At 70.4% G+C, this 16,564-nt stretch carries 14 protein-coding genes and 1 pseudogene; 7 read left to right on the top strand and 8 right to left on the bottom strand.

Annotated elements, in window-relative coordinates; genetic code table 11:
• Nucleotides 1-377 precede the first annotated feature (377 nt).
• The gene (locus tag AB0D34_RS15590) at nt 378-1,964 is read right to left on the bottom strand and encodes an MFS transporter (RefSeq protein ID WP_362661729.1); all 1,587 of its coding nucleotides are present in this window, start codon (nt 1,962-1,964) and stop codon (nt 378-380) included.
• A 168-nt stretch (nt 1,965-2,132) separates the two neighbouring features.
• Here AB0D34_RS15590 and panB point away from each other — a divergent pair, with 168 nt between their 5' ends.
• Nucleotides 2,133-2,999, top strand: a complete 867-nt coding sequence (gene panB / locus AB0D34_RS15595) for a 3-methyl-2-oxobutanoate hydroxymethyltransferase (protein WP_362661731.1) — start codon at nt 2,133-2,135, stop codon at nt 2,997-2,999.
• A gap of 109 nt (nt 3,000-3,108) precedes the next feature.
• Nucleotides 3,109-3,468: pseudogene (locus tag AB0D34_RS15600) on the top strand (VOC family protein); the annotation flags it as partial.
• Between the two features lie 281 nt (nt 3,469-3,749).
• On the opposite strand, the gene AB0D34_RS15605 reads toward AB0D34_RS15600, so the two are convergent.
• The 4 genes from AB0D34_RS15605 to AB0D34_RS15620 form a co-directional block, all read right to left on the bottom strand.
• Nucleotides 3,750-5,801: an NAD(+) synthase gene (locus tag AB0D34_RS15605; RefSeq protein ID WP_362661733.1), complete on the bottom strand. Its 2,052-nt coding sequence runs from the start codon at nt 5,799-5,801 to the stop codon at nt 3,750-3,752.
• 75 nt (nt 5,802-5,876) lie between these two features.
• On the bottom strand, nt 5,877-7,130 hold the full coding sequence (locus tag AB0D34_RS15610; RefSeq protein ID WP_362661735.1) for an FAD-dependent oxidoreductase: 1,254 nt from the start codon (nt 7,128-7,130) through the stop codon (nt 5,877-5,879).
• Between the two features lie 7 nt (nt 7,131-7,137).
• The gene (locus AB0D34_RS15615; RefSeq protein WP_362661736.1) at nt 7,138-7,329 is read right to left on the bottom strand and encodes a ferredoxin; all 192 of its coding nucleotides are present in this window, start codon (nt 7,327-7,329) and stop codon (nt 7,138-7,140) included.
• Nucleotides 7,330-7,421: 92 nt separating this feature from the next.
• Nucleotides 7,422-7,970, bottom strand: a complete 549-nt coding sequence (locus AB0D34_RS15620; protein ID WP_362661738.1) for an LmbU family transcriptional regulator — start codon at nt 7,968-7,970, stop codon at nt 7,422-7,424.
• A 19-nt stretch (nt 7,971-7,989) separates the two neighbouring features.
• Between AB0D34_RS15620 and AB0D34_RS15625 the strand changes: the two genes are divergently transcribed.
• The 4 genes from AB0D34_RS15625 to AB0D34_RS15640 are packed head-to-tail and all read left to right on the top strand — an operon-like array spanning nt 7,990 to nt 11,213.
• Nucleotides 7,990-8,235 (top strand): SRPBCC family protein, encoded by a 246-nt coding sequence (locus tag AB0D34_RS15625; protein WP_362661740.1) that lies wholly within the window; start codon nt 7,990-7,992, stop codon nt 8,233-8,235.
• A 38-nt stretch (nt 8,236-8,273) separates the two neighbouring features.
• Complete coding sequence (locus tag AB0D34_RS15630; protein ID WP_362661742.1) at nt 8,274-8,960, top strand: class I SAM-dependent methyltransferase; 687 nt, start codon at nt 8,274-8,276, stop codon at nt 8,958-8,960.
• Nucleotides 8,961-8,983: 23 nt separating this feature from the next.
• Nucleotides 8,984-10,231 carry an MFS transporter gene (locus AB0D34_RS15635; RefSeq protein ID WP_362661743.1) on the top strand — a complete coding sequence of 416 codons (1,248 nt, stop codon included), beginning with the start codon at nt 8,984-8,986 and terminating at the stop codon, nt 10,229-10,231.
• Entirely contained in the window at nt 10,194-11,213 is a 1,020-nt protein-coding gene (locus tag AB0D34_RS15640; protein WP_362661745.1) for an alcohol dehydrogenase family protein, read from the top strand. Before AB0D34_RS15635 ends, AB0D34_RS15640 begins: the two co-directional genes overlap by 38 nt.
• Before the next feature lie 75 nt (nt 11,214-11,288).
• On the opposite strand, the gene AB0D34_RS15645 is transcribed toward AB0D34_RS15640, so the two are convergent.
• The 3 genes from AB0D34_RS15645 to AB0D34_RS15655 form a co-directional block, all read right to left on the bottom strand.
• The gene (locus AB0D34_RS15645) at nt 11,289-13,229 is read right to left on the bottom strand and encodes a S53 family peptidase (RefSeq protein WP_362661747.1); all 1,941 of its coding nucleotides are present in this window, start codon (nt 13,227-13,229) and stop codon (nt 11,289-11,291) included.
• A gap of 143 nt (nt 13,230-13,372) precedes the next feature.
• Nucleotides 13,373-13,975, bottom strand: a complete 603-nt coding sequence (locus AB0D34_RS15650) for a DUF305 domain-containing protein (protein WP_362661749.1) — start codon at nt 13,973-13,975, stop codon at nt 13,373-13,375.
• 11 nt (nt 13,976-13,986) lie between these two features.
• Complete coding sequence (locus AB0D34_RS15655; RefSeq protein ID WP_362661751.1) at nt 13,987-14,646, bottom strand: DUF3105 domain-containing protein; 660 nt, start codon at nt 14,644-14,646, stop codon at nt 13,987-13,989.
• 340 nt (nt 14,647-14,986) lie between these two features.
• Between AB0D34_RS15655 and glnA the strand changes: the two genes are divergently transcribed.
• Complete coding sequence (gene glnA / locus AB0D34_RS15660) at nt 14,987-16,348, top strand: type I glutamate--ammonia ligase (RefSeq protein ID WP_362661753.1); 1,362 nt, start codon at nt 14,987-14,989, stop codon at nt 16,346-16,348.
• Nucleotides 16,349-16,564 lie beyond the last annotated feature (216 nt).

The following is a 16,564-nucleotide window of genomic DNA, read 5'->3' on the forward strand; positions in this document are numbered from 1 at the left end:
CGTAGCCCCGCCGGGTCGGCCGACTTGAGAGGCTGCCGTCCTGGCTGTGGTCCCGCGGGCTCGGCCGACCGAGAGGCTGCCGTCCTGGCTCGTAGCCCCGCCGGGTCGGCCGACTTGAGAGGCTGCCGTCCTGGCTGTGGCCCCGCGTGCTGGGCCGACCCGAGAGGCCGCCGTCCTGGCTCGTAGCCCCGCCGGGTCGGCCGACTTGAGAGGCTGCCGTCCTGGCTGTGGTCCCGCGGGCTCGGCCGACCGAGAGGCTGCCGTCCTGGCTCGTAGCCCCGTCGGCTCGGCCGACCCGAGAGGCCACCGCCCAGGCCCGCACCCCGCCGCCCCGCCCCACCACGTCGGTCAGCGCCCCGGGCCGCACAGCCGTGACCTCACTCGCCCGCCGTCACCAACTCCTGTTCCTCCCGGCCCGGCTGAGGCTCCGTCGGGCGGCCTGGGAGGAAGAGGACGGCGACCAGGGCGCCGATCAGGGCCACGCCCGCTCCGCACAGTGCGGTGACGTGCATCGCGTGCAGGAAGGCGTCGTTGGCCGGGCCGACCAGTGAGTCACCCCGGGAGCCGAGCTTCGCGGCGACGCCGAGGGTGGCCTCGATGGACTCGCCCGCCGTGTCGCGGAGGCCGGCCGGGAGGAGGTCCAGCTTGTCCTCGATGCCGTTGCGGTAGGCCGTCGACAGCACCGACCCGAGGACGGCGATCCCGAGCGCGCCGCCGACCTGCCGGAAGGTGTTGCTCAGCGCGGACGCGGAGCCCGCCTTCTCCCGCGGCAGCGCCTGCATGATGACCACGGACGTCGGCGTCATGACGTGCGCCATCCCGGTGCCCATGAGGAAGAACACGACCTCCAGCACCCAGATCGGCGTGTCCGCCTCGAAGGTCGCGAACGCGGCGAGCATCGCCGCGAGCAGCAGCAGCCCCGCACCCGTGGTGACCCGGTTGCCGAACCGGTCGACGAGCAGCCGAGCCCGCGGCGCGAAGGTCATCTGCGCGGCGGCCAGCGGCAGCATCAGCAGCCCGGACTCCAGCGGCGAGTAGCCACGCACGCTCTGCATGTAGAAGACCGAGAAGAACGTCACACCCATCAGCGCGAAGAACACCAGCGCGATGGCGGCCATGGCGGCAGAGAACACCTTGTTCTTGAAGTACGTGACATCCAGCGACGGATGCTCGCTGCGCTTCTCGAACACCACGAACCCGGCGAGCACGACCACACCGGCACCGATCGTCGACAGCACGGACGGGTCCGTGAAGTCGGCGAGCTCACCGCCCCGGATGATGCCGTAGACGAGAAGGACGAGCCCGACGACGGACAGGACCACACCGACGGGGTCGAGACGGCCGGGCCTCGGGTCGCGCGAGTCGGGGACCAGCCACACCATCAGCACCAGGGCGAGCAGCACGATCGGCACGTTGATGAGGAAGACCGAGCCCCACCAGAAGTGGTCCAGGAGCACACCACCGGTGATCGGCCCGATCGCGATCGCGAGTCCGACACCGCCCGCCCAGATGCCGATGGCCTTGGGCTGCTCCTCGCGCTCGAAGACGTTCATCAGGACCGCGAGGGTGGCCGGCATGACGAAGGCCGCGCCGAGGGCCATCAGCGCGCGGTAGGCGATGAGCTGCCCCGGCGAGCCGGACTCGGCGGCCAGCGCGGAGCCGATCCCGAACACGACGAGCCCGCCGAGCAGCACCTTCTTGCGGCCCACCCGGTCACCGATCAGTCCCGCGGTGAACAGCAGACCGGCGAAGGCGAGCGTGTAGGCGTTGATCGCCCACTCCAGCTCGCTCTGCGTGGCGCCCAGACCGGTGGGCGCGGGCGTCGAGATCGTCTTGATCGCGACGTTCAGGATCGAGTTGTCGAGCACGACGATCAGCAGGCTCAGCATGAGCACGCCGAGGATCGCCCAGCGGCGCCGGTGCACCGCTTCCGGAATCCGGGAGTCAGGGACTGCGGTTGTCATACGGTCGAGCCTAGGCGATATTCGATACGGCACCGTCTCGTATCGTAATTCTTTACTGAGGCCTTACCCACAGGGGGTCCTCTGGCTTGTCCTGGCACGAGGTGCCACCATGGAGGTGATCCGGGGACGCCGTGAGGGCGCCTCGAGATGACGTAAGGAGCCGTTGCAATGACGCAGCTTTCGGCTGCCCACAAGAAGTCCTCCGACGGCAGCAACACGCTGTACGGAGGGAAGGGCACGCGCCGCATCACTGTCCGGGACATCGCCCTCGCCAAGGAACGCGGCGAGAAGTGGCCCATGCTCACCGCCTACGACGCCACGACCGCGTCCGTGTTCGACGAGGCCGGCATCCCGGTCATGCTCGTCGGCGACTCGGCGGGCAACTGTCACCTCGGCTACGAGACCACCGTGCCCGTCACGATGGACGAGATGACCATGCTGTCGGCGGCCGTCGTACGGGGCACCTCGCGCGCCCTGATCGTCGGCGACCTGCCCTTCGGGTCCTACCAGGAGGGCCCGGTGCAGGCGCTGCGCTCGGCGACCCGGCTGGTCAAGGAGGCCGGTGTCGGCGCCGTCAAGCTGGAGGGCGGCGAGCGCTCCCACGAACAGATCCGACTGCTCGTCGAGTCCGGCATCCCGGTCATGGCCCACATCGGCCTGACCCCCCAGTCCGTCAACTCCATGGGCTACCGCGTCCAGGGCCGCGGCGAGGAGGCGGCCCAGCAGCTGCTGCGGGACGCGAAGGCCGTCCAGGACGCGGGCGCCTTCGCCGTCGTACTGGAGCTGGTCCCGGCGGAGCTCGCGGCCGAGGTCACCCGGGTCCTGCACATCCCGACGGTCGGCATCGGTGCCGGTCCCGAGACCGACGCCCAGGTGCTCGTCTGGACCGACATGCTCGGCCTCACCGGCGGCCGGGTCCCGAAGTTCGTCAAGCAGTACGCCAACCTGCGCGAGGTGATGACCGGCGCGGTCCAGGCCTTCGCGGAGGACGTCGTCGGCGGGACCTTCCCGCTGGAGGAGCACTCCGTCCACTAGGGCCCACGGCCCCTCAGAGCCACAGTGGCACCAAGCGCCCCGCCGATCTTCCCCCGTCGGCGGGGCGCTCTCCGTCCAGGTCCAAGACAGAACCTGGCCCACCGGCCGCCTGACGTCGCGAGTACCGACGCCCGTCCCCCTCCGGGTCGTCACCGACGACACGGGAGCCTTCCTTGACTTCGTCACCGAGGTGTTCGTGGGCGAGGAACTCGCCAGGGTCGCCTCCGAGTCCGGCGCGATCGGACACGGCGAGATCCGGTCGGCGACCCGGTCGTCCTGGCCTTCGACCGGAGCCCGGACTGGCCGGTCTTGCCGAGCCTGTCGAGGGTGTTCGTCGCGGACGCGGACGCCACGTTCGCCCGGGCTCTCAAGGTCGCCGTATCAGGGGAAGCGGCCGCGGATGCCGGAGTACGCGCAAGCCATCCGGATGGCGCAGGAGACGTTCGACGCGGAGATGACGGGGCGACGCGAGGGAGGGGACGGAAGCGCGCGGCCGCGGCACCCAGTCGGCGCTGCTCACCGCTCGCGTCCGGGCGGCCGCGGCCGAGGGCTGCCGATGGCTCGTCGCCGAGACCGGCGCGCGGAAGGCCTCGGTGAACACAACCCCTCGCTGCGCGACATGGTGCGCCTCGGCTTCGAGCACCGTCGGCATCGAGGACGAGGTGGCCCGGGCGTCTGTGGTGCGGGTCACCGCCACAGGCGCCCCGGCGCGCCGCCGTCGAACCTCGACGCATCCCGCGCCGAACGTGATCAGCCGGACAAGCCCTCGTCGAACCGCTCCAGATCCCGCAGCCAGGCCCGCGCCGAACTGTCCGACGGCGCCCGCCAATCCCCACGCGGCGACAGCGAACCCCCCGCCGACACCTTCGGCCCGTTCGGCATGGCCGACCGCTTGAACTGCGCGAACCCGAAGAAGCGCCGGCAGAACACCTCCAGCCACCGCCGGATCTCCGGCAGGTCGAACGTCCCGCGCTTGTCCTTGGGAAACCCCGGAGGCCACTCGCCGCCCTCCACGTCATGCCACGCATGCCACGCCAGGAAGGCGATCTTCGACGGCCGGAAGCCGTACCGCAGCACATGGAAGAGCGTGAAGTCGTGCAGCGCGTACGGCCCGATCTTCGACTCGGTGGACTGCATCTCCTCGCCCGGCACCAGCTCCGGGCTGATCTCGGTGTCGAGGATCGCGGCGAGGATCTCGCCGGTCTCCTCGTCGAACTGCTCGCTGCTGATGACCCAGCGGATCAGATGCTGGATCAGCGTCTTCGGCACACCGGAGTTGACGTTGTAGTGGCTCATCTGGTCGCCGACGCCGTACGTGGACCAGCCGAGCGCGAGCTCGGAGAGATCACCGGTGCCGAGCACGATGCCACCGCGCTGGTTGGCCAGCCGGAAGAGATAGTCGGTGCGCAGGCCCGCCTGGACGTTCTCGAAGGTGACGTCGTACACCGGCTCGCCGGAGGCGAAGGGGTGGTCCATCTCCTTCAGCATCAGCCGCGCGGTCGGCGTGATGTCCAGCTCGGCCGCCGTGACCCCGAGGGCCCGCATCAGCCGGTGGGCGTTGTCCTTGGTGTGGTCGCTGGTGGCGAAACCGGGCAGCGTCCAGGCGAGGATGTCGCTGCGCGGGCGCCCCGCACGGTCCATCGCGCGGGCGGCGACGATCAGCGCGTGCGTGGAGTCAAGGCCGCCGGACACTCCGATGACGACCTTCGGCCCGCCGATCGCCGCGAGCCGCTGCTGGAGGCCCTGGACCTGGATGTTGTACGCCTCGAAGCAGTCCTGGGCGAGCCGTTCGGCGTCGGCCGGCACGAACGGGAAGCGCTCCAGGCGGCGCTTGAGCCCCAGGTCGCCGAGCGGCGGGTCGAGTTCGAACGACACGGTCCGGAAGTCACCGGTGCGCGTCCGATGGGTCCGCCGGTTCTCGTCGAACGTGCCCATCCGCATCCGCTCCTGCCGCAGCAGGTCCAGGTCCACGTCGGCCAGCGCGTACTCGTCGCCCAGCGGGAACCGCTCGGTCTCGGCCAGCAGCACGCCGTTCTCGTAGACCATGGCCTGCCCGTCCCAGGACAGGTCGGTGGTCGACTCGCCGAGACCGGCCGCCGCGTAGACGTACGCGGCGAGACAGCGCGAGGACGCCGAGCGGCAGAGCAGCTTGCGGTCCTCGGCCCGGCCGACGGTGATCGGGCTGCCGGACAGGTTGACCAGGACGGTCGCGCCGGCGAGGGCGGCCTCCGCGCTGGGCGGCACCGGCACCCACATGTCCTCGCAGATCTCGGCGTGCAGCACGAGACCGGGGACGTCGGCGGCCTCGAACAGCAGGTCCACGCCGAAGGGCACGTCCGAGCCGCCCAGCCGGATCGACCCGCCGCGCTCGTCGGCGCCGTCGCCGATCTGCCGACGCTCGTAGAACTCACGGTAGTTGGGCGGGTACGACTTCGGTACGACCCCGAGGACCCGGCCGCGGTGCACGACCACCGCGCAGTTGTAGACCCGGTTGCGGTGCCGCAGCGGGGCGCCGACGACCAGCACCGGCAGCAGGTCCGCGGAGCCGGTCACGACCTCCTGGAGCGCCGACTCGACCTCGTCGAGCAGCACGTCCTGGAGCAGCAGATCCTCGATGGAGTAGCCGCACAGCCCCATCTCGGGGAAGACGGCGACGGCGACCCCCTCCTCGGCGCACCGGCGCGCGTGGCGCAGTACCGCTTCGGCGTTGGCGGGCGGGTCCGCGATGACGGTGTGACCCGTACACGCGGCGACGCGTGCGAACCCGTGCTGATAGATGGACCAGAAGTTCGACTGAGGCACGTCTGCAGTCTAATCGTCAGAGCGACGCGATGCGGGCGGCGGAGGCGTGGACCACCGCACGCCACCGTGCGGCGGTCACGTCGAGGTCCGTTCCGCCGCCTTCTCCCGGCGGGTCCGCGCGAGTTCGGCCGCCGTCTCCCAGTCGGCGCGCTGCGCGATCAGCCTGCGGTACTTCATGACCTCGGCCCGCATGTCGAGCGCGAGGGCGCCGATCAGGCGGTCGTTCGCGCGGTAGAGGGCGGTGAACGGGCCCCCGTCCGCGTGGTCGCCCGCGACCAGCTCGACGTGCACCTCGTGATCTCCGGCGGTGGGGATACCGGCGAACTGGATCCGGCTCGCGTACCAGTCCGACCAGAAGTACGGCACCGTCTCGAAGGGCCGCGCCCCGGCCGGGTCGACGGCGTTGCGCGCGGCGCGGGCGCCCTGCTCGGCGGCTGTCGTCCAGTGCTGGAGGCGCATCGGACCGTCGAGGACGTCGTCGAACAACGGATTGGGCCAGCGGGCCAGGTCGCCCGCGACATGGACGTGCGGCGCCGCGGCGAGCGTCGCGTCGGCGAGCACGCCGTCGTCGAGGCTGAGCCCCGATCCCTCCAGCCAGGCCGTGGCCGGCACCGCGCCGATCCCGGCGATCAGGATGTCCGTCTCGATCTCGGAACCGTCCGAGAGCCGTACGGCCCGCACCCGACGGTCGCCGAGCACCTCCTCGACCCGCACCCCGGTGAGCACCCGGGTGCCGTGGCGCTCGTGCAGTCGGGTGAGCGCCTGTCCCGCGCTGGGGCCGACGGCGGACGCCAGCAGCGTCGGCCCCCGCTCGACCATCGTGACGTCGAGGCCCAACGCCCGTCCGGCCGAGGCCAGTTCGGAGCCGATGAACCCGCCGCCGACGACCGTCACCTTCGGGGACCCGGCACGCAGGGCGCCGCGCAGCAGGCGGGCGTCGTCCAGCGTGCGGACGGTGAAGACGCCGGCCAGTCCGTCGGTGCCGGGCAGCGTCCGGGCGTACGAGCCGGTCGCGAGGACGAGCGCGTCGTACCCCACGTCCCGCTCGCCCACGGTGACCGTGCGCGCATCGAGGTCCAGCGCGGACGCCGGCGTGCCGAGGACGAGCTCGACGCCGAGCTCACGGGTGAGCCGGTCCTCGTCGCGATAGGTCGGATCGGGGCATTCCGCGGCCGACAGATATCCCTTCGACAGGGGTGGCCGGTCGTACGGCAGATGCTCCTCCGCGCCGATCAGGACGACCGGGCCCGTCCAGCCGTCGCCGCGCACCGCCTCGACCGCGCGCAGGCCGGCCAGGGAAGCGCCGACCACCACCAGTGTCCGGTCCACGGCCGCCTCAGTCCTCCAGTGAGAGTGCCTCGCTGGGGCAGGAGGAGACGGCCTCGCGCGCCTCCGCCTCCTGACCCTCGGGCACGGCCTCGGTCCGTAACCGCATCTGACCGTCCTCATCCACTTCGAACACGTCGGGAACGATCGACTCGCACATCCCGATGCCGACGCACCGGTCCCAGTCCACGACGATCCTCATCGGGCCTCCTGGCTCAGATCGAGTCGGCCCCGCGGCACGTCCCGTCGGGAAGGCACGCCGGACGGACGAGCTTTCGAATGGTCTACGGCCGCTCAGTGGCCGACAGCGGGGCCGGCCGCGTTGCGTGCCGCGTCGTTCAGTGTCTGCACCATCCAGGTGCTGAGGTCGGTGGCCCGCTGCTCGGCGGCCGAGTGCCACCGGGTGACCTCCTCCACGGTGACGGGCAGGGGCGGGAGTCGGCCGGGCCGGGCGGCGGAGTCCGGGGCCGGTTTCCCAGGGGTTCCGGCAGTCCTCGTGGTACGGATTCGCCGACGCAGTTCGTTGCGCGACCAGGAGCGCTCTTCGGCGAGGCGCAGCCAGTGGTCCTGTTCGGGCACGGGGAGGGGTGCGACCTCGGCGTGGTGCTGGAGACTGAGCGCCGGCCGTCGGCGGTCATGGCTGAACTTGCGGGCGAGCCACGCGTAGTTGCGCAGGGTCTGCGAGTTGAGGCCCACCTCTTCGGCGGCGCGCTGGTACCGCCCCCGGAAACGCGTCTGTCCGTGCGCGAGCCAGTCGCCCAGGCACCAGCACGTCGCATCCGCGATCCGGGCCAGTTTGCGGCCCGCCGACGCCCAGTCGGCGAAGCTCAGATCGGGAGGCATCAACAGCCCGCCATACTTCGTGGGCGAAGAGGGCGCGCACGCCGAGAAGTTCGCTCCGCACCGGGAACAGACGCTGGCGAACTGGAAACAGGTCAACGACGAGGACTGGGACATCATCCAGCGCATGCAGGCCGGAATGCAGTCCCCCGCCTACCCGGACCCCCTGCTCTCCCGGGAGATGGAAAGCAACATCAACGCGTTCCAGACCCTGATCAGGACGCACGTCGGTCTGCCCGGCCCTGCCCGCACCACGCTCGTCTCCTGAACCACCCACCGTAGAAACCCCGTCGAAAGGGCCCCTCCATGGCCACGCACGTCGACAGCTCAGCCCTGCCCGGGACCGACCAGCCCGACAGTTTCGACGCCATCAAGCGCTCCCACGCCCTGTACGGCGACGTCGGCCGGCTCGACGACTACTACCGCGACTGGGCCGACTCCTACGACGCGGACGTCGGCGACCAGGGTTACCAGGGCCCGCGGTTCGTCGCGGACCTCGCCGCCGACGCCGCGACCAGCATGGACACGGACCCCTCGGAGGTCGCCGTGCTCGACGCGGGCTGCGGCACCGGGCTCGTCGGCGTCGAACTCGCCAGGGCGGGTTTCACCCACGTCGACGGGGTCGACCTCAGCCACTCCATGGTGGCCAAGGCCGAGGACACCGGAAGCTACCGCCGGCTCGTCGGTGGCGTGGACCTGAACGAACCCGTCGAGTGCCTGGCACCCGCCGCCTACGACGTGCTGACCTGCTGCGGGGTGTTCACCGTCGGCCACGTCCACGCCGACGCGCTCGACCACCTCGCCGCCACCGTCCGTCGCGGCGGCATTCTCGCCCTCAGTACCCGGCTCAGCTATTTACGTGAGTCGGGTTTTGCCCACCACGTGGAGGAACTCGTCACCCAGGGAGAACTCAGCCTTCTGGAGACGTACGACAACGGGCCGTACATCGACGAGGAAGGCGCCAAGTACTGGGTTCTCCGCAAGGACAACTGAGTATCGTCGACGGAAACGGGGTCATGGACATGCCCACCTCGAACCGGGCGAACACAGCCGCGCGCTGGGGGTTGGTCTGCGCCGGCACCGCGCTCATCGGCACCTGCTACGGCTTCGCCCGGTTCGCCTACGGCCTGTTCGCACCCGAGTTCCAGGACTCCTTCACGATCTCCTCCACGGTCTCGGGGATCATCGGCTCGGGCAGCTACGTCGGCTACTGCCTCGCCATCGTCGCCAGCCTGGTCCTCACCGAACGCGTCGGCGCCCGCCGGATGGCGGTGGCCGCCGGCGCCGTGGCGACCGTGGGCACCGCGATGGTCGCACTGGCCCCGTCCACGCCGGTCCTCGCGGCCGGTGTGCTCATCGCGGGTTCCAGCACCGGTCTGGCCTCGCCGCCGATGGCGGCGGCCGTCAGCCGCTGGGTACTGTCCGGGCTCCAGGACCGCGCGCAGAGCGTGGTCAACGCCGGCACCGGGATCGGCGTGATGGTCTCCGGGCCGATCGCCCTGCTGCTGATCGACCAATGGCGCTGGGCCTGGGGGGTGTTCGCCGTGCTGGCCGCGGCGGTCACCCTCTGGGTGCGCCTGGTCGTGCCGTTCACCTCGTCCGAGAGCAGCGGCGACTCCGGGCGGCCGGGCCGGGCCCGCGGCACTGCCGTCATGGTCCTGGCCGCCTTCCTCATGGGGCTGGGCAGCGTCGCCGTGTGGACCTTCGGCCGCGATCTCGTCACCACCGAGGGCCACGCGAGCAGCCTGGTCTCCACCACCATGTGGACCGTGCTCGGCGCCGCGGGCTTCATCGGCGCGCTCAGCGGCGACCTCGTGGCACGCGCCGGGCTCGCCCGGTCCTGGACCCTGGTCATGATCACCATGGCCGGTGCCACGCTGCTGCTCGCACTCGCCCCCGGGTCGGCCCTCGCCGCGTACAGCGCCGCCGCGGTCTTCGGGGCCTCGTACGTCTGCCTCTGCGGGCTGACCCTGCTGTGGAGCACCCGGATCCACCCGGACCGGGCCTCCTTCGGCGTGGGAGTGTCCTTCCTGATGATCGCCGTAGGCCAGTCCGTCGGCGCGCCGCTGGCCGGTGCGCTGACCGACGCCGCCGGGGGGACCAGCGCGTTCCTCACCTGCGCCGGAATCGCGCTGCTCGGTGCCTTCGTACGGCCCGGGCGGGCCGTCGGCGCCGGGCCGCCCGGCGCCACCGCGCCACCCCCACACGACACGGAGGAACACGACCATGCGAGGAGTCGTCCTGACCGGGTTCGGCGGCCTTGACGCGCTGGAGTACCGCGAGGACTTTCCGGCCCCCCGCCCGGGCCCCGGCGAGGTCGTCGTACGGGTGGCCGCCGCGGGGCTCAACAACACCGACGTGTGGACGCGCGAGGGCGCCTACAGCGCCGACCCGGCCGCGCCCGCGGGATGGCGGGGCGAGGCGATCGTCTTCCCCCGGATCCAGGGCGCCGACGTTGCCGGCCGGATCGCGGAGACCGGCTCCGGGACACCGGCGGCACAGGTCGGGGAGCGGGTCCTGGTCGATCCGATGCTCTACACCGGCGGTGAGCACGAGTTGGTGCGCACGCGCTACCTCGGCAGCGAACAGGACGGCGGATACGCCGAGTTCGTCGCCGTACCGGCCCAGAACGCCCACCGGATCGACAGTGCGTACAGCGACGCCGAACTCGCCACCTTCCCCACCGCGTACCTGACCGCCCTGCGCATGCTCGACCGCGCCCGCGTCACCGCCGGCGAGACGGTGCTCGTCACCGGCGCCTCCGGCGGTGTGGGGTCCGCCCTGGTACAGCTGTGCGTCCTGCGCGGTGCCCGGGTCGTCGCCCTCACCTCGCGGGAGCGGGCCGACGAGGTCGCGGCGCTCGGCGCCGACACCGTCCTGCACCGCGAGAGCTTGACACCGGCCGCCGTCACCGACGAGATCGACGTCGTCGCCGACGTCGTCGGCGGACCCCTCTTCCCCCGACTGCTCGGCGAGCTGGTGCGGCCGCTCGGCCGTTATGTCATCGCGGGGGCCGTGGCGGGTCCGCTCGTCGAGACCGACCTGCGCAGGCTCTATCTGAAACAGATCGAACTCATCGGCTCGTCCTTCGGCTCCCACGACGACTTCGCCGAACTGGTCGCGCTCGTCGAGGACGGTTCCCTCAAGCCGCTTCTCGCCCGCACCTACCCCCTCGCGGACCTGATGGCCGCTCAGAAGGAGTTCATGGGGCGGGACTTCGTCGGGAACATCGTCGTGACGCCCTGAGCTCCGGGTGGCCCGGGACACGCAGACGCCCGCCTCCTGACGGCAACTTCCGTCGGGAGGCGGGCGGTTGGTGCGTCAGTGGGACCGGAACGACTCCACGTAGCCGTTCGCGGGCGTACCCACGCCGGTGACGTCGTCGTACCCCTTCACCGCGGACAGCGAGCTGTCCTTGCCGAGGGAGCGGACCGAGGTGAGCAGCCCGTCGGTGGCGTCATAGCTGTTGGCGAAGTCCACGCGGGCGACCGCCAGGCCGGAGCCCGTCGGGTTGTCCGTGACGTCGTGGAAGGCCTTCGACCCGTACTTGGCGTAGATCGACGGGTTGGCGAACCCGATCGGCCTGCCGCCCCGCGCCTGCTGCGCCAGCGCCTGCACGGCCGCGATCACCGGCGAGGCCAGCGAGGTGCCGCCGATGCGGTACTCGCTGTACTGCTGCGACCCGTCCGGGAGGGTCTGCGTCTGACCGACCAGGAAACCGGTGTTCGGGTCGGCGATCGCGGAGATGTCCGGGACCACGCGGTTGCCGGCGGCGCTGTTGGCCGTGGCGAGCGCGTTCGGGACGACACCCTTCTGGTAGAAGGGCTCGGCGACCGTCTTGCTGGTGCCGCCGCCCGCACCCGAGGTGAACGCGCCCGGGAAGTCGGTCCAGCTCTTGCCGTCCGCGGACAGCGTGGCCTTCTCGGTACCCCAGCCGGTCTCCCACAGGTACTTGTCGCCCTTGCCGACCGCCAGCGAGGTACCGCCGACCGACGTCACCCACGCCGAACTGGTCGGGACGTCGACCTGCTTCGTCCCGGTGTTGGCGACCTCGTCGCCGTTGTCGCCGGAGGAGAAGTAGAAGCCGATGCCCTCGACCGCGCCGAACTGGAAGACCTGGTCGTAGGCGGCCGCGAGGTCGGGCGTCTGGTTGGCCTCGATGTCCCCCCAGGAGTTGGAGACGAGGTCGGCCAGGTGGTTGTCGACGACCTTGCTGAGCGAGTCGATCAGATCGTCGTCGTAGCAGGACGCGGCACCCACATACGTGATGTTCGCGTCCGGCGCGACCGCGTGCACGGCCTCGACGTCGAGGGTCTCCTCGCCGTACCAGCCGGCCGCCCCGCACTCCTCGGTCTTCGTGTAGTTCTTGGGCAGGACCTGCTTCAGCTGGCCGCTGGCGTAGGCGGCGTCGCCGTTCTTCTTCGCGTAGGTGGCCGCGTCGAAGGCGATGGTCGGGGAGGCGTAGGCGTCGGTGATGGCGACGCGCACGCCCTTGCCGGTGTACGTGCCGGCGCCGTAGGCCGCGCGCAGCTGCCTGCCCGTGTAGCCCTTGATCGCGTACGGGATCTTCGTGCCGTAGGCGTCGGGCAGCGTGCTCGCGGTGTTGGAGCCGTAGTACGAGGAGAACGGCCCGGCGTTCTTGAACACGGCGTCCGGCGGCGGCAGTTGGTCCTTGCTGCTCGACTTGTGCGGCGCGTTGTCCAGGCCGGTGACGGTCAGCACGGCACCGTCGAGGCCGGCCGGCGCGGAAGCGGCCTTGGCCGGGGCGCGGTAGGTCTTCGAGCCCTTGGTGTAGTTGTGCAGCTGGGTCCCGAAGGCCTTCTCGACGGCGGCCACGTCACCGCTGACGGCGACGTAGTGCTCGGTGACGTCCGTGACCTTCAGACCCGCCGACGTCAGCCAGGACTTCACCGCGGCGACCTGGGCCGCGGTCGCGCCGAAGCGCTGCTGCGCCTGCTTGGCGCTCAGGTACTTGCCGTACGACGCCGAAGCCGGGTCGGACACGGCCTTCGCGTAGGCGGCGAGGCCGGCGGCGTCCTTGCCGGCGAGGTAGACCCGGGCGGAGACCTGGGCGCTGTCCGAGGTGGCGCCCTTGTCGGCCTTGGCGGTGGCCCACGCGGGCTTGGTCCCGGCCAGCGAGTCACGGTTCGGATTGTCCGCGGCGTGGGCCGCGGGTATACCGAGCGCCAGCGCGCCCGCGAGCATCGGCAGTGTCGCCGCCATGCTCACCCCGGCGCGGAATTTGGCGCGATTGGATCTCATGGAACCCCCTGGATGCGGTTCGTCGCGAGTGATCACTCGACGGTGTGGCCACTCTTGCGACGAACCGTTCATGCCAGGGGAATGCGCATGCCAAGAAGAGCCCAATTAACCTAATGAACAAGGCTGGTTCGAGGGTTAACCCTCTATGATCGCGGGCTCGCGCCCCGCTCCTTCAGCATCCCCGCCATCAGGCCGATCTCCGACTGCTGCGCGTCGACCATCCCCTGCGCGAGCCGCTTCTCCACCCCGACCGTGCACCTGTCGACACAGCCCTTCGCCATGTGGATGCCGCCCTTGTGATGGTCCGTCATCAACTGCAGATAGAAGATCTCCGCCTGCTTGCCGTTCAGCGTGCCCAGCTTCTTCATCTCGCTGTCCGTCGCCATGCCCGGCATCAGCGAACCCTCGCCCGCGGACGGCATGTCGCCCATCCCCATCCACGTCATCGGCGGATCCGCCGACACCTTCGGCAGCCCCCACAGATCCAGCCAGCCCAGCAGCATGCCGCGCTGGTTGGCCTGCGTCTGCGCGATGTCGTAGGCGAGCCGCCGTACCTCCACGTCCTTGGTGTGGTCGCGCACGATGTACGACATCTCGACGGCCTGCTGGTGGTGTACGGCCATGTCACGCGCGAACCCGGCGTCCGCGGACTCCGCGGACGGTGTGTCTCCCGAGCCGCCGTCCTCGGCCACGGCGTAGGTGATCGCGCCGGCCGCCACGAGTACGCCGGCCACGGCCACGGCCACTCCCGCGAACCTCACTGCGACAGACCGCTCGTGCACGCCGCGCCCGGCTCGGGCGTCTGCGCGCCCTGCACGAACTTCTCGAAGAACTTGTCGACGTTCGGGTCCTTCGCCCCGGTCACCGTCCGCTGGTGCCCCCACGCGGACAGCATGATCGGGTCCTTCTGCTTGTCGTCCGGGCTCATCAGGGTGTACGGCGTCTTCTTCACCTTCGCCGCGAGCGCCTCGACGTCGGCCTTGTTCGCCTTGCTGGTGTACGTCACCCAGACCGCGCCGTGCTCCAGCGAGTGCACGGCGTTCATGTTGTTCAGCGCCTTGGTGTAGACGTCGCCGTTGCAGTTCATCCAGACCTGGTTGTGGTCGCCGCCGACCGGGGGCTCCATCGGGTAGTTCACGGTCGTGGCGACATGGGTGCGACCCAGGGTGCCCTTCCAGGTCTTCACCCCGTCCGAGCCCGTGACGAAGTGCCCCTTGTTCTTGCCGTCGGCCGCGGTGCTGTCGTCGGACTGCGACTGCACCAGCACGACGGTGCCGGCGACCAGACCCGCCACGACGACCACGCTGGCGGCGATGGTGAGGATCCGGTTGCGGCGCTCCCTGGCCTGCTCGGCGCGGCGCATCTCCTCTATGCGCGCCTTGCGTGCCGCGGCGGTGGTCTTCTTGGCGGAACCCATGAGGTGTGTCCTTCTGGGGGAAAGGGGCGGGACGGATGGTGACGATCGGTCCGCTGATCGTAGTGGGGCGGGGGCTCCTTCTCGTAGGGAGCCCACAGGAAACCCGGGGTGCGCGGTGAGATGGGGAGGGCCGGGCATTACGTATGTCGGTCCGAGCAGGCAAGATGGGCGGCAGAGCAGTACATCCACCGGACGTGAGGCGTTCACTCCCGGCTCGCCCGGACGATCAAGGTCGGCAACGCGCACGAAATGGTGTTGTGGTGTGATGCTCAGGTGCCCGACCGCCTCCTGCGGGACACGGAGACAGGCGGCCTGACCAGCAAGGATGGGGAAGCGGAAGATGGACAAGCAGCAGGAGTTCGTGCTCCGGACCTTGGAGGAGCGCGACATCCGGTTCGTACGCCTGTGGTTCACGGACGTGCTGGGCTTCCTCAAGTCCGTGGCCGTGGCCCCGGCGGAGCTGGAACAGGCCTTCGACGAGGGCATCGGCTTCGACGGCTCGGCGATCGAGGGATTCGCCCGCGTATACGAATCCGACATGATCGCCAAGCCGGACCCGTCGACCTTCCAGGTCCTGCCCTGGCGCGCGGAGGCCCCCGGCACGGCCCGGATGTTCTGCGACATCCTCATGCCGGACGGCTCGCCGTCCTTCGCGGACCCGAGGTACGTCCTCAAGCGCGCCCTCGCCCGCACCTCCGACCTGGGCTTCACCTTCTACACCCACCCGGAGATCGAGTTCTTCCTGCTGAAGGACCGCCCGCTGGACGGCTCGCGCCCGACGCCCGCCGACAACTCGGGTTACTTCGACCACACCCCCCAGAACATCGGCATGGACTTCCGCCGCCAGGCGATCACCATGCTGGAGTCGATGGGCATCTCGGTCGAGTTCTCCCACCACGAGGGCGCCCCGGGCCAGCAGGAGATCGACCTCCGCTACGCCGACGCGCTCTCCACGGCCGACAACATCATGACGTTCCGCCTGGTCATGAAGCAGGTGGCGCTGGAGCAGGGGGTCCAGGCGACCTTCATGCCGAAGCCGTTCTCGGAGCACCCGGGCTCGGGCATGCACACCCACCTCTCGCTCTTCGAGGGCGACCGGAACGCGTTCTACGAGTCGGGCTCGGAGTACCAGCTCTCCAAGGTCGGCCGTTCCTTCATCGCGGGCCTGCTCAAGCACGCGGCGGAGATCTCCGCGGTCACCAACCAGTGGGTGAACTCCTACAAGCGCATCTGGGGCGGCACCGAGCGCACCGCCGGCGCCGGCGGCGAGGCCCCCTCCTACATCTGCTGGGGCCACAACAACCGCTCGGCCCTGGTCCGCGTCCCGATGTACAAGCCCGGCAAGACCGGCTCGGCCCGCATCGAGGTCCGCTCCCTCGACTCCGGCGCCAACCCGTACCTCGCCTACGCCCTCCTCCTGGCCGCCGGCCTCAAGGGCGTCGAAGAGGGCTACGAGCTCCCTCCGGGCGCCGAGGACGACGTCTGGGCCCTCTCCAACTCCGAGCGTCGCGCCATGGGCATCGAGCCCCTGCCCCAGAACCTGGGCGAGGCCCTCACCCTGATGGAGCGCAGCGACCTGGTCGCCGAGACGCTGGGCGAACACGTCTTCGACTTCTTCCTCCGGAACAAGCGCCAGGAGTGGGAGGAGTACCGCAGCGAGGTCACGGCCTTCGAGCTGCGGAAGAACCTGCCTGTGCTGTAGGCCGGGGCCGCGGGTCTTTCGGCTCGGTCGGACGGGCGTCCGGGCCGGCGGCATGGCCGCCGGCCCGGAGTCATGTGTGTCGCAAGAAAAAGAAGCGCCGTTTGTGTTGACTTGACCCGTTTTGGCGAGAAGCGTGAGGACGAGACGCGACAGTTCGAGAACGCGCTGCCGCACGGCCCTGAGGACACAGGAGGCTGAGCGGAAAAGACACGCAGA

The sequence above is a fragment of the Streptomyces sp. NPDC048420 genome (genome assembly GCF_040651535.1).
Classification (GTDB): Bacteria; Actinomycetota; Actinomycetes; order Streptomycetales; family Streptomycetaceae; genus Streptomyces.

Coding starts and splice junctions, on each gene's coding strand:
- AB0D34_RS15590 (WP_362661729.1), bottom strand. CDS start 1,964: ATGACAACCGCAGTCCCTGACTCCCGGATTCCGGAAGCGGTGCACCGG.
- panB (WP_362661731.1), top strand. CDS start 2,133: ATGACGCAGCTTTCGGCTGCCCACAAGAAGTCCTCCGACGGCAGCAAC.
- AB0D34_RS15615 (WP_362661736.1), bottom strand. CDS start 7,329: ATGAGGATCGTCGTGGACTGGGACCGGTGCGTCGGCATCGGGATGTGC.
- AB0D34_RS15620 (WP_362661738.1), bottom strand. CDS start 7,970: ATGCCTCCCGATCTGAGCTTCGCCGACTGGGCGTCGGCGGGCCGCAAA.
- AB0D34_RS15630 (WP_362661742.1), top strand. CDS start 8,274: ATGGCCACGCACGTCGACAGCTCAGCCCTGCCCGGGACCGACCAGCCC.
- AB0D34_RS15635 (WP_362661743.1), top strand. CDS start 8,984: ATGGACATGCCCACCTCGAACCGGGCGAACACAGCCGCGCGCTGGGGG.
- AB0D34_RS15640 (WP_362661745.1), top strand. CDS start 10,194: ATGCGAGGAGTCGTCCTGACCGGGTTCGGCGGCCTTGACGCGCTGGAG.
- AB0D34_RS15645 (WP_362661747.1), bottom strand. CDS start 13,229: ATGAGATCCAATCGCGCCAAATTCCGCGCCGGGGTGAGCATGGCGGCG.
- AB0D34_RS15655 (WP_362661751.1), bottom strand. CDS start 14,646: ATGGGTTCCGCCAAGAAGACCACCGCCGCGGCACGCAAGGCGCGCATA.
- glnA (WP_362661753.1), top strand. CDS start 14,987: ATGGACAAGCAGCAGGAGTTCGTGCTCCGGACCTTGGAGGAGCGCGAC.